Genomic DNA, 14072 nt, shown 5'->3' on the forward strand with positions numbered 1-14072 from the left:
ACCACGACCGTGCAATACTACACCTGAATGACAGCAAGTCTTCTTGTTCATTGTAACACAATTGATTACTTCGTTTAGTCAAAATTCTGAATATTTTTCATAATCGTATAATTCTGTTCGTATATTTGACTAAAATCGAACGAAAATTTGTCTTTTTTCTCTTGTTCGCTTGAAAACCTTTCCATTTTCCGCTGCACTAGTTCCAGAATAGAAACCAAAAAAATAGGCACCTCATATTCCTGTTCGAGCAGGTTTACAAGGCCCTGATCAGTCACCCCCTAAGAACGATTGACCAATCAAGTTGCCATAGTTGACGCATTGCATCAACGTGTTTCTTGTACCCAAAATCTGTCTTCATTTCTTGTGTCTTTGCTAGATTTTGGCTTTTTATTGAGAAATTTTCAAGGGATGTAAGACGCTTTTTTCGCTATGTCAAAGGCATTGGACAATCTTGTTTGATGTCTTTTTTGTCATTATAATGTGTTTACTTATTTATTTCTGATAATAAATAGACCTTGAAAGAGAAATGTTGTAAAATTATTTTAAGGATAACAGGATAATAAATAAAAGGAGGCTTAAATGAACAAACAACAGCTATCCACTTTTATGATCGTGCTTTGTATGTCAGTCGGTCTGTTGCTGGGGGCTTATTCTAGTGCGCATACTGCATATGCTACAACCGTTGATACGACGTCAAACACTACCGCAGAAATAGAAGGCGTGTGGGGGACTGTTGATTGGACATGGGATAGTGAAACAGCCACCATTGTCTTATATGGCGGAGACATGGGTGAAGTAGATGATGCACCATGGCGCACCTACACAAATGTCCAAACCATCGACGTAAGAGCTACGATCAAATTTCCCATAAATGCCAATTATATGTTCAGAACCAACAATGAATATGTTCATCCCACACCCACTGGAGGATTAGTTGCATTGGAACGCGTGATTGGTGCGGACTATTTTGACTTTTCTGAAACGACACAGATTGATTATCTCTTTCAAGGTGCCACGAATTTGAAAGAAATAGACACCCGCAAGTGGGATCTCAAACACATGACGCGGATCAACAGTCTATTCAACAATTGCTGGTCATTGGCATCTGTCGATGTGTTAAATTGGGATGTGACGAATGTGGTAAATATGGGGCATATGATGTTTAGAACCTATGCTTTAACGGACTTTGATATGTCGAATTGGCAAGCAAAAAATGTGTTGTATATTGACAATATGTTTCACGATGCAACTGCGATTGAAGCGTTGGATTTTACGGGTTTTGATACCAGCAAAGTCATCAATTCAGCCAATCTTTTCACCAATACAGATGCATTGCGCGTCCTCAAACTAGGCGAAAATAGTTTGTTTACGAATCAAGTTGACTTGCCAGAAGTTGATTTAGATGACACCTATAGTGGCAAATGGGTCTATAATCAAGATCTTGCAGGTGATTATTTTCCTTTGCCTTGTGAACATGTTACCAGCTGGGATCTGATGAATACCTACGATGGAACAAAAGCAGGTGAGTATGTCTGGGCGCCCATGGTTACCGTCGACATCCATTTTATTGCTGCTGAAACATCGGAAAATTTGATTCCTTCTGAAACCATCAGAGGGCCGGCGCTCTCTCATCAGGATTATTATCCGCCAGAGATTTTTGGCTGGTCACGGGGGTCTTTGGCTGCACCTTACTATACGATGATCATGGGCAGAAGGGAAGATGCAACGGGCCATCCGGTGGGAGAACAGCAAACGTTCACAATCACCTATTATTTGCCTTGGTACAGTATCCATGACCCTGTCATGCCTGAAGAGACGATTTGGCCCATAGAGATTCCCGATAGTCCCGTGGATCAAAGAAGTTTGAATATTGATTACGCATCAAATTTACAATTTGGGATAGGCAAAATAGCCAACGATCGAAAGGTGTATCATGCGCATGCGCTGGCAGTTGCATCCGACAAAGAGGCACCAACGCCGAATTTCGTACAAGTGACGGACTATTCACCTTCAGCACCGGGTTGGCAATTATCAGTTAGACAAAAAAATCAATTTGTGACAAAGGACAATGATGAACTAGTCGGCGCGGCCCTTTCCTTTGACAACATCGAAATGATCAGTGTTCATGACAAGGAAGCACCGTCCCACTTTGAGTCATCCGTTCATTTGACACCTGCCTACAAACAAACACTGATCAAAGCCCAAACAGGTGAAGGATTGGGTACTTGGATCTATCGGTTCGGGAATGAAGAAAGTGCCGAAGAGAGTGTCCATTTGGAAGTACCGGACCATGCGATCGTTTTGACAAAAGAATACACGACAGCATTGATCTGGACGATCGAAATGGTTCCCTGAGCATTGTACGTGAATGACAAGTATGTGAAAAGAAGTTGTTTTCACATACTTTTTTTGTCTTGATCATAGGCAATGACTTCCTTGGGTCAATCGTCAGAATCCTTATCTATCAAGGGTTAAACCTTTTTTTCGGAGGGATGAGAAATAATAGACTTTAAAAAAATAACTGACATTGTTATTGTTTAATACAAGAATACTACCTGTTGTTTTATAAATATGATGGAAAGAGGGAATAGCGATGAACGAAGCTAGTTGGGTGCATTAGATAAAGAATTGAGTTGGTATGCATAGGTAGATTGACGTAAGGATGGCGGATGGACGTGCAGCGTAATACAGGATGAATTTTTTTGAGAGGAAACGTTTCTAAATGAATGAACTTATAGTTGAATCAACAAAAGATTACTTGCTATTGATGCGTAGCGGCATAGATATAACCAGTCTGAAAGACAAATCAGAGAGGTTATATGCGTATTGGTGTACATTAGAACAACGGATTATCCAAATTACCGAACAGATCAACGAGGACAATTTGTGGTACAACCTCTGTGAATTGATCGATCTGGATTCGAAACTCTGTATCGTGAAAAGTTTATATGCTGAAAAAGAAAAATCCGGTTTTTTTGATACGATCTCATATGAAGAAATCATTGAATTTAGCCATACAGATTCAGGCTATTATAACCATGAAATGTGTGGATACAACTTGAAAGAACAAGGCCATACATCGATGATCTTTTTTGCTAGCAACATCGCTGCCAGCAAACGGATCTTCCAAAAGGAGCGTCAAGAACAGACGAGTGCGTAAGCATCAAAAGTTTTATTTATTTGTGTTAATAACCTTTCCCCAAAGGCTATTATAAAAAAAGATATAACACAAGATCAATCGTTATATCTTTCCTACTTGCATAAGACACGCGAAGAGATTTTTTCTTCACGTGTCTTGTGTTTTTTTATTTTTGACTGTTCAGGGCGAGGTGTTGACAAAGGGCAAATTTCACAGCATAGCGAAAAAATAACTTTGTTTCTATAACGTGAATTGTTTAATCTGAAAACTATCAAAGGAATGGAGGAATCAAGAAATGAAAAATGTACGGTTACTTAGTACGGTTGTTTTGGGCGGTATGTTATTATTGTCACCATTATCAACAGTAGATGCATCAGCTCAAGTCACGACACAAGCACAATCTGTGAACGTAGTAGATGAGGTCAATGGAATTATTTTGAACGATGGGGAAACATTGAGCGATTATGGCAATACCATCACAACGAGTTCGGGAGAAGAAGTGTTGCAAGATGCATCAGGGCGTTCTTCAGTGGCAGCGACATCCACATCGACTGTAAAAACGTGGGTTGCTTTTCGGACAGCGGTCAATAATTCGAATGTCGGTGTGATCAATGTTGCTTGTAGCTTCAATAGCAGCTTGCTGAAATTAAATACCGTGAATCGACCATTGGTCATCAATTTTATCAACAATTCAACGATCAATATGAATGACAACCATTCATTGCATGTGGGATACGGCGGCTCTGTGACTTTCATGTCGAACTCAACTGCACCAATCATTACCAACGGCAACCAAGTCAAACAGCCATTCGTTCAAGGTGACTGGGGGTCAAATGTGACTTTCTCAGGCAATGTTGTTGTTGGAAATACCAATACACAATCTCGCCAACATCCATTTATCCGCACAGCAGGGTCGATCCAGATTCCTTCGGGGTCAAATGTGGTGATGAATGAAGCAATCGAAACCAATCAATTGAACATTATCAACTACGGTCAGTTGACTGTACGCGCCAATTTATTGACACCAATTGAAATCACGACAAATGGCCGTTTGAATGCGGGACAATATAGCTCGTTGATTGCAAGCCACAGCGGGGCCAATCCAGTGATTCGTATGGCGGGTTCTGGGTATTTCTTGATCGATAACCCTTATCAGATCCACTTGGCACAAACAGGTACTGGTGCAATGTACAGTCCATTGGTACAAGCATTGGGAACGAATATCCAAATCAATGCAGCAAGAAATGCCTTCTGGGCCAACAATAATTTCGGTTGGTCACCGTCACAATATTGGAGTCCATATTTGCAAGCGCAATTGACCGGTGTCAACGGCAGCCAAGTGCTTCAATCGAACTTGGCCAGTTTCTCGCAAAACTTCATGGGCTTCCAAGCTTATAGAGAGTATACGGCAGGTACGGGCGCGCCGCAATATACGGATACATTCCCACTAACAGAATCACGCTAAACACACACGTTAAATAATCACACCTCACTCATCAAAAACGCCATTGCAAAATACTTGCAAAGGCGTTTTTTTTTGGTAGCTTATTCTGTTTGTTGATAGTAATCGGTGTGTGCTTTATCAACGATCTGATATTGATTCATGATTTTGGGATTTAGTTGTTTGATCAAGCGATTCCAATCAGCTGCATCCGGGATCGTCTTGAACAAGAGACAGTCAGTCACCTCTCTAAATTCACTCATATGTTCAGGATAATTGGTGATCAGCAAATCAATTTGATTGTCGATCAGATAGGAACGATTGACTTCACCAGAATCTGGATAAAAGAGCTGATGGTGTCCACTGAAGTACTTATAGGACAAGGCTTCGATAAACTGGGTGATATTGTTGTTGCCTTCGAAGATAAAGGCGATATGCTGTGTTTGTTTCCAATATCTGAGGCGAATCGTTTCAATATAAATGACCAAGTTGGAACAAAAATCAGTCAGATAGGTTTTGGAAAAAATAGCCAAATAGTGGGCATTTTGCGCGAGAAATTCGTAATAATGCAAGAATTCATCTGGGAAAATTTGTTGGATGAATATATTGATGTCCTCAGTATTGCGATTGGCCGAGACAGACATACATTCTTTGAGTTTTGCTGTGGTAAAAAAAGACTCCAAAAAAATAAGATCGCGTTTATCATGCTGAGGCGACAGTGCCAGAAGCTGCGCAAAGTCAGTAGTCAACGCGCCAATCCGTGACCAATGGTTATAGGACAAGCAGAATTTCTGTTCAATCGTGATGTTGCTTAATTTTCGTTGGGTAATAATACTCACAAACAAAAAGATCAACTCATTTTCCGAAAGTTTGAAGTCGTAGTACTTATCGATCACTATATTGATTTGTTGAAAATGAAACAACTGGACACTATGTCTCAGAGCATGATGCAATTCCTCGTTGATTTCAACCGTATTTCCTTGGATAAACCGTTCCAGAGTGATGTAGAGGAGATAGGTATATAAGGAGAAGGACGTGTTTTGATAGCTTTCGTTTTCGAATAAACTACTCATTTCATTGACCGCTTGTTGGGCAGCTAGTGAGGGGAATACAGTGTGAGGGGTAATATCTGACTCGTAAAACAACGTGCAAAAGAACTTGCGTATATCGGCTTCATTTCCAATGATATTGACTGGATCAAGGCTTAGTGTTAGGTCGAAGTGATTCAGCTGGTCTTGAAGATTGCTGATATATTTCGCCAATGTTTTTTTTGACAGATAGAGTCGTTCCGCCCATTCATCCAAAGGCAGTAATTCTGAAAAAAAGATGCTTTCAAGGATGATAAATAAAGGCTCATTGGACAGCAACGATGCTTTTTTCTCTTCATAGACTGTCAAGGACAATGGCGTAAACACATAGCCATGATGGGTAGACTTCAGCAGGATGGCATCTCGGAAATAGTCACGAATGAGATGGATATCTTTCCCAATCGTTCTTGATGTACTATGAGAAATCTCTGCCAATTCCGTCGCGCTGCAGACTGTGCTTTTTTCAAGGGTATTCAACATCTGCAACCATCGGGCAGTTGTTTTATTGGTCACAAAATGTAATTGGAAATTTTTCAATAGCCAAACTCCTATATCTTCAAATGGAATATTAGTGTTATTTTAAATCCGTTTTTCTTATTAAAATCTACTATAATTATAGCAAATCAGTTCAAGGGTCTAAACTTATGTAATTGCATAGTAGCGTGAAAATTCTTATTTGATAAGGTGTTTATAAATCTTTAAATTAATAAGTGTAAATAGTATAACTACTGTTTTAGCTTATGAATAGCTTATGCGGTTTATGTTATTTTTTAAATGGTGGTTTATTATATTACGGCTGTCTCTTATACACATCTAGATGTGTATAAGAGACAGGTGTAAATAGTATAACTACTGTTTTAGCTTATGAATAGCTTATGCGGTTTATGTTATTTTTTAAATGGTGGTTTATTATATTACGGAATGTGTTTAGTCAAAGGGGGAAATATGAATGTGAAAAATAAACTGAGGTGTTTATCTTATGCACTTCTACTATGTTTCGGGGTGATTTTCTGTGCAACACCTGTTTCTGCTGAGGAACAATCAGCCGTCGAGACCAATGGTATCGTCAGCTTCTATGGCGAGGTGGACTACGAAGGTGATCCAAAGCCAGAACCGCCAGCACCCGAAGTGACAACGCCAAAGGATGCGCAACAACAAAAGCAACCTGATGGCGGGCAAAGTACAAAACCCGGCGGGAAATTGCCCCAACTGAATCAAGTTAGCACTCTACTTTGGTTGGTCGGCATCATCTTTATTTTATTCGTCACACGAAAGATATTGAAGAACAAAAAGAACAATGTCCAATTACAATTATCCAACTAAATAAAAAATAAGAACGAACAAAAGGAGAATGAATAGATGAAATTCGTAAAATTAGCAGCAGTAACAGCAATCACAGCAGGTTTAGTAGGTGGCACCATCGTAGCGAGTGCTGCGGAAGAGACACGGTCATTAGATACAGAAGGTACAGTAGACTTCCGCGAAGCGGACGATGACAACAATGAAACGATCGATCCAGAGCCTGGACCAGAAGAAGAGATTACGATTCCTGGTACGCAACAAGGTGCATTCGCCCTTGCTTATGTAGGAAATTATGACTTTGGTACACGACCAAATTCAGCATTAAATCAAAGCTACAATGCGGCAGCTTGGTGGTTCGATATTGATCCAGATTCAGAAGAATATGGAAATCCTGAATGGCCAGAAGGTGAAGAACCTGATTATATTAATGTGTATGACGGAACAGCTGCACGCGCACACTTCGCGCAAGTTAGAGATTTGCGTTCTGACTTGACTGGATGGAATCTAGCGCTTAAACAAGCTGGCCAATTTAAGTCGGGTGACAAAGAATTAAAGGGTGCTAAAATTACTTTCCAAAACGGCGTTGCACAAAATACCAGCGGGGAAGTTCCAAATGTTAATAACAATCCTTTCACTATAGAACCTGAAGAGTCAAGAGTTATTATGAGTACTAAATCGAATGATGAAGGTTTTGGGCTAAGTTCTGTAATGTGGGGAGTAAAAGCAGACCTTACACTTGATAAAGATGTAACAGGTGGTTTATCTAACCCTAGCGTTCAATTGTCAGTACCAGGCTCTACGCGTACATCAGCAGGAGAAGCATATAAAACAACATTAGAATGGACATTACAAAGTGGACCAGAAAATATCGTTGAAGATGAAGATAATATCTAACACACTTTAAGAAATAACCGATGATCAATACACATAGCAACAGTGCAATGTTCGTTTGCATTGTTGCTTTTTTTGAAAGGGGAATTTTTTTTTAACATGATGAAATTACTGCGTATTCCGCTCGTCAAAGTTTTACTCTTTATTGTCTGCTTTATTGGTGGAATAGTGAGTTTTTCTCAAGACGTTTTTGCAAATGGTGAATTGAATTTCAGTGTACGTGCAGTCCCACCAGCAACTCAGTTTGGTGATGACAAAGGCTATTTTGATGTGGAACTGCTGCCGAATGAATCAGAGGACTTGGTCTTGGTGATCCGAAATGTCCGTGACCAGCCCATCGATGTCAAATTGACGGCGCATACTGCGTATACCAATGTACATGGTGTGGTGGAATATGGTGCGGATAGTGAGGAACCAGATCCAACTCTTGCCCACGAGATGAAAGACCTTCTGGAACCGCCAAGTGAAGCCATCACATTTGATGCCTTTGAGGAGAAAGAAGTCGTCGTCAAGCTACATATGCCCAAAGAAGATGTCACAGGATTACTGGTTGGCGGCATCAAATTGGTTGAAGAGACGGATGACGATCAGGCGGAGGATTCAGACAGCGGAATGGTCGTCGAAAACACGTTTTCATACGTGGTGGGGGTTGTAGCGAGCAATTCTCGTACCCAAACGATTACGCCGGAGCTTGAACTACTGGCTGTATTTGCAGATCAACTCAATTATCGAAATGTCTTTAGTGCCAATATTCAAAATTTTTTGCCGACATTTACAAATGAATTGAGTGTTGAAGCAACGGTTAGACTGGCAGATTCAGATGAGGTGTTGTATGAAGCAGCTGAAGAGATGATGCAAATGGCGCCGAATTCTAATTTCAAGTTTCCGATTCCTTTGGATGGCGAACGCTTCGTCAGCGGCACCTATGTGTTAGACATGACGGCACGTTCCGGAAAAAATGAATGGCGTTGGGAAGAAACCTTCGAAGTCACAGCGGACGAAGCCCGACGACTAAATCGTTCAGATGTATCGATTGAACAAACCAATTGGTGGTGGATCGTCGCAGGCGTAGCCGCAGCTGTAGTGATTATCAGCTGGCTTGCCTACAATACCTACAAAAACAAGAAACTAGAAAAACGAAGTCAAGAAATCGATCATGATCCTCTTTCTGAGAAAAAGAAATCATAATAAGGAGTAAGCCTATGAATCATAAAGTACGGAGAAGTGTCACGAAAGCAACGCTCACTGTGTTAGCGATCTCTTCTCTAGGAAATCCTATATTCGCAGTAGCAGAAACGATAGATTTTAGTGGATTATCTTTTCATCTTTTATCGAATCAAGAGCAACCTGTCGAAGAGACGGCCGCGGCTTCTTTTTCATTTGCGGAGAAACAATTCGCTACCGTGAAGAACGAAGTCACGACGATTCCTTTCGAAAGTACAGTGTATATCAATGAAGTGTCCTTCGAACTTCCAGAACATGCGCAATTGAGTGAAGATGATTTGCCAGCACATTTGAAGGCATCCAAGGATCAAGCATCCAATCATTGGACATTGACTGCGACCGAAGCCACAACGACCTTTGCGTTACCAGTGATTTTCACTGCAGAAGGGTCATTTCCTATCACAGTAGGCGATGGAGAAACCACGGTCGATGTTCATTCATCAGACGATGCCGCTACAAGCCCACAATTACAAGCAGTGCCAGAGAATGATACTGAACAAGTGATCGAGCCCAAGGAAGATCTTGCGAGTCGGCATGCGGAAGTGTTTAATGGGCGTTCTATAACAGTGGGAACGCGTGGCACCTTGATGAGTGCCCTCGCCGATGACAGTGTTTCAAAAATCACGTTGACAGCAAATATAGATATTCAGTTTCTTGCTACCTCTGAGAATTTGAATATTAATCGCTCAATAATTATTGACGGCGACAATCAATACACCTTAAATCTAGGAACCGCGCAATTACGGTTAATGAACACATCAGCAAACAAGACACTTAGACTCGAAAATATCTTTCTGGACAAAACGGATGCGGCTGCATACGTCATCAGTGAAAATGCAGCAGAAAATTGGGAGCTGCAATTAGCTGGTATCGCCAAATCTCGATCCAGTATCCAAAATTTTAGACTAGCGACAGTTCCTGAAGCGACGACAAGGATCACAGATGGCACAAATACCTTTGCTAGCACTGTAGACGTGATTGGCGCGTTCCTCACAACCAAAGAATTCATCATGGAGAATGGCGCCAAGATGGACTTCGCAAGTGTTCAAAATACTGTTTTGGCATTTACGAGGGAAAATGCGAAGATGACTGTTACTGATGGTGCGACCTTAAACATTTCACACAGCGGTGCAATCAATATGCAAAATTCACTCCTATTTAGAGAGAAAAATGCACATATAAACATTGATAACGGCGCTAAAGTAACTATTCAATCAGCAGGACAGGCTCTCACAACTCCTAATCTAGATATAGGTAACACGATATCAATGACCGGTGATCATTCCGAAATCCATGTGAATGGAGGAGAACTTGTCACTACGAATACGGGTGGCTCAAATATCCTTATGGATGGATTGCAATCAGTCCTTGAGGTTACAAGTAATGGGAAATTGACTACGCAATCCGCTGAAGTGTCATCGCTTTTGCTAAGGGGAAATGATAGTCAGGTTATTTTTGGAAAATCCTCCTTAGTTGAAGTACATTCGAGAAGTGGAGTAGGAATTGACATGTCGGGGGCCAATGCCAAGTTAAATATGACGGATGCTGAACAAATTTCTGTGACGACTAACCCTAACATTACGGGTATCAATCTGAGCGCTGTAAGACTATCAGGTGTATCTCCATCATTTGCAATCAAAAATAGTCGGGTCGACATGCATTCTTCTGTGAGTGGAGTCATCCACATGAAATCGGCTGGTGCTATAATGACAGTTGATAATAGTGAGGTCAATATTTCGAATAATACACCTACAAAAGGAAATTTAGTTGACATTGGGTTAAGTAGTGGACAAAACAGTTCATCTTTTAGAGTATCCAATCATTCTATAATAAATATCAAAGGTTCAGCTGAAGATACGACAGCGTCTAATCAAGACAATCAACAAGAAAAAAATATTCATGCAGATAGTCTATTAGCCGTACATGGAAATGATTCGTCAATAGAAGTATTAGACGATTCAGAAATCAATCTTACCGTTGAAAATGAATTCGGAAGAGGAATAAAAATGGTTGGTGACCATACAACGCTAGATATCGATACTGCTACATTGAATATCTATACGATATCAAATGATGCGATGCATATGATTGGAAGCGATACAACTATCCGCTTGATGAATGCAGAAATCAATACCGACTCCAATCGTTCAGCTGCTGCCCTTATTGTTGAAGGAAATGAAGGTAAGCTTATCTTAGATAAAGAAAGCAAAATGACGATAAATAATAAAGTTGGATCTAATCCAAACATTTTGCTTCAAGGGGAAAAATCTAAAATAGAGGTTACCAACGAATCTAGGTTGATTGCATCAGTACCTAGTGACGTAATAAGGAATTCAACGGTAAATAATGAGGGTGCACTCAGAGAGCCGCTTAGGGAAAAAACACCTTCAACAAATAATGTTATCCATTTGGATGGTGCCTCATCCTCATTTATTGTTTCGCAAAATGCTGTTGTCGATTTAGAAATATCGTCAGGTCACAAAAGAGGGATTAGATTAGATGGTGATTATTCTACGCTTGAAATGTCAGAGGGCGCGCATATCAATGTATCGACACATGAAGCTACAGCTATTCAATTGGACGGAAGTCATGTAAAATTGATTGCCAGAAATGAAGGTACGCTACTCACTGCCAATAGTAACTATGAAAAAACAGTGCTTAACGGCGTATCGACAATAAAAGTTGGAAAAGACAATGAAGATACAGACATTGGTTATGAACCGATTATCTCTGTATCAGATTCTGCTGTAATGGATATAAAAGCAAATGCTTCTTCAGCAATGGTTTTACAAGGAATTAATGGTGTGTTCAATGTAAATAGTAATGCGAAGTTAGAATTAGAAGCAGCACCTTCTGGAGAACTGGATACAAACAATGCAAATGCAACATTACGATTTATGCGTTCCGGAGAAGATGTTTTAGGATCAACACATGGCGGTTATCAATTCAATATTGATGATGCTGTCATGTCTGTAGTAAAACGTGGCGGGTCGCCTGATGGAGAAGCTGAGATGGCACCTGCAATCAGAATGTGGGGTAGTAATAATCAAGTTACTGTAAGCAATGGTGGTCGCTTCTTGGTTGTCAATGAAGGAAGTGGCAACGCCCACGATGGCAACCGAGGTGGCGGAAATCAAGGAATTCATTATACTGCAGGTACGAATAATGGCTTTACAGTCAAAGATCCTGGATCAGAAGTCAGAATTTATGCTGCCGATGGTCCTGCATTGGATATGAGTGATGATTACATCGCCGGTACAGTAGTCAAGATTGAACAAGTACAAGTAGGCGGGGAGCCCGGCGGTGATGGCCGCATCGAAGCCAGCAATCTTGGCTACTTCGAAGCAGTTGGTCGAACTGCATCCGAGAATGCTGGGATTTTCCGAGGGAAAGTCACAGAAATCTACTTTAACAATCCTTTGTTCATGAATTACCGGAACAATCGCGTTGGCGGTGGAAATGTGTTCAGCAATGCGGCTGGTTCTATTCTAGAAGCGAAAGCAAGTGATCTTGCTGTCTGGAAGAAAGGCTCAGATTTGGATGGTGATCCTCATTTAGCTTATAGAAATATGGATTACACCTTCACAGGGGCAAACTTCGGGATACTTTCTTCTATTGAGCCTCTAGATGTATTTGATTTTGAAGCATTTGGCAATGCGGGAATGGCGTCGTATGCGCGATTGAGCTCAAACAATGCCCGCTGGTCGATTCTTGCTGAATTAAGAGTACCGACCAATGCGGATAAACGAATTCATGGACAAGTCGACATGCCAGTAGGGATCTATGATTCTAGACCTGCATGGCAAGATGAAGTCAAAGTAACCGTCGAGATCGAACGCAATGGTGAAACGATCCAAACGGTTGAAACATTTACTCAAGGGCACACAAATGAGCACCCCGGTATCAGTATATATGGTGAAGCCGCCCGCGGCGGATTATTCGAAATCGAATTGGATGATTATCTGCAAGCTGGTGATGTTGTCCGTGTATCCGACTTAGAAGTAATGGCTGGCGCGATTCAAGAAGGCTTTGAAAATATTTATGAAGTGGATGAGGTCACAGTCTTTCCGATCGTTCCACCAACACCTGCAGCATTTCCAAGTGAAACAATCCCAGTAAATGCCACGGAGGTCACAGGAACTACGGATAATCCTGACGTTGAAGTCACCATCACTCATAATGGACAGACAGTCACTGTTGGAGATGTCCAGGTGAGTGGGGTTGACAATCAATTTGCTATCCCGGTTGAACACCTGAACCTATCGGTGGGCGATGAGATCCAAGTCTTCCTGCGTGATCAGCATGGTTCTGCGCAAGCTGCAGGTGTTGTCAATCCGCCAATTACCAACAACAATAGCGGAAATATCAATCCTGTAGAAGCACTTGATTTTAGAGATGCTACGTTCTCACAGGCGACCATCTTGATTGTTGGAGAAATGGTTGAAGGAGAGCTTACGATTGATCGAGCGACTGATTGGGACTTTGGGCAGCATCCGTTGACATCTAGAGCAATGTCTTATGATGCCTTGCCGTTTTCAACGCAATCAGGCGGAGAGACAACTGCACAGGCAAACTTTGTGCAAGTCACTGATGCAAGAGCGGCTTCAGAAACATCAAGCTGGAGATTGTATGTGAGTCAACTAAATCAATTTTCAAGTGCTGCGCACGGCGAGCTAGAAGGTGCACAATTAAGTTGGAAAAACGGTCGTGTGCTATCAAGCAATGGACAAACAGCCAATGAGAGCAACTTCGGTATTGTGCGGACAGGTGGTACTTTGATACCGGGCGGTGAGAGTATTCAACTGATCAGTACGAACATCGCCAGCGACAAAGGCACATGGTACTACGCCTTTGGAGACGAGACAACGAAAGACAGTAGTATCTCCTTAGCCGTACCTTCTGGCGCGAAAACAAGGGGCGCAAGATATACCACAACGATCAATTATTCGTTTAATGCTGTCCCTTCAGAATGTTTCGAATAAGCAAA

Annotated in this window: 8 protein-coding genes; 7 read left to right on the forward strand and 1 reads right to left on the reverse strand. The window is 41.3% G+C overall.

The genetic code is table 11. The annotated features are described in order from the left end of the window. Positions 1-579 precede the first annotated feature (579 nt). The 3 genes from A5886_RS04855 (at position 580) to A5886_RS04865 (ending at position 4604) form a co-directional block, all read left to right on the forward strand. The gene (locus tag A5886_RS04855; RefSeq protein WP_086273901.1) at positions 580-2355 is read left to right on the forward strand and encodes a WxL domain-containing protein; all 1776 of its coding nucleotides are present in this window, start codon (positions 580-582) and stop codon (positions 2353-2355) included. Between the two features lie 367 nt (positions 2356-2722). Further along, positions 2723-3160, forward strand: coding sequence for a DUF7006 family protein (locus tag A5886_RS04860; protein ID WP_086273902.1), 438 nt, complete (start codon positions 2723-2725; stop codon positions 3158-3160). Positions 3161-3434: 274 nt separating this feature from the next. After that, complete coding sequence (locus A5886_RS04865) at positions 3435-4604, forward strand: hypothetical protein (RefSeq protein ID WP_086273903.1); 1170 nt, start codon at positions 3435-3437, stop codon at positions 4602-4604. Positions 4605-4684: 80 nt separating this feature from the next. On the opposite strand, the gene A5886_RS04870 is transcribed toward A5886_RS04865, so the two are convergent. After that, entirely contained in the window at positions 4685-6205 is a 1521-nt protein-coding gene (locus A5886_RS04870; RefSeq protein ID WP_256926144.1) for an AcpB/EbpR/MafR family transcriptional regulator, read from the reverse strand. A 408-nt stretch (positions 6206-6613) separates the two neighbouring features. Between A5886_RS04870 and A5886_RS04875 the strand changes: the two genes are divergently transcribed. From A5886_RS04875 to A5886_RS04890, 4 genes are all read left to right on the forward strand, one after another. After that, on the forward strand, positions 6614-6991 hold the full coding sequence (locus tag A5886_RS04875; protein WP_086273904.1) for an EF2685/EF0750 family sortase-dependent surface protein: 378 nt from the start codon (positions 6614-6616) through the stop codon (positions 6989-6991). A 36-nt stretch (positions 6992-7027) separates the two neighbouring features. Beyond that, positions 7028-7864, forward strand: a complete 837-nt coding sequence (locus A5886_RS04880) for a WxL domain-containing protein (protein ID WP_086273905.1) — start codon at positions 7028-7030, stop codon at positions 7862-7864. Between the two features lie 96 nt (positions 7865-7960). Beyond that, positions 7961-9049 carry a WxLIP family cell surface protein gene (locus A5886_RS04885; RefSeq protein WP_256926145.1) on the forward strand — a complete coding sequence of 363 codons (1089 nt, stop codon included), beginning with the start codon at positions 7961-7963 and terminating at the stop codon, positions 9047-9049. A 14-nt stretch (positions 9050-9063) separates the two neighbouring features. Next, positions 9064-14067, forward strand: coding sequence for a WxL domain-containing protein (locus A5886_RS04890; protein ID WP_086273906.1), 5004 nt, complete (start codon positions 9064-9066; stop codon positions 14065-14067). Positions 14068-14072: the final 5 nt, after the last annotated feature.

The organism is Candidatus Enterococcus testudinis, assembly GCF_002140915.1.
Classification (GTDB): domain Bacteria; phylum Bacillota; class Bacilli; order Lactobacillales; family Enterococcaceae; genus Enterococcus_D; species Enterococcus_D testudinis.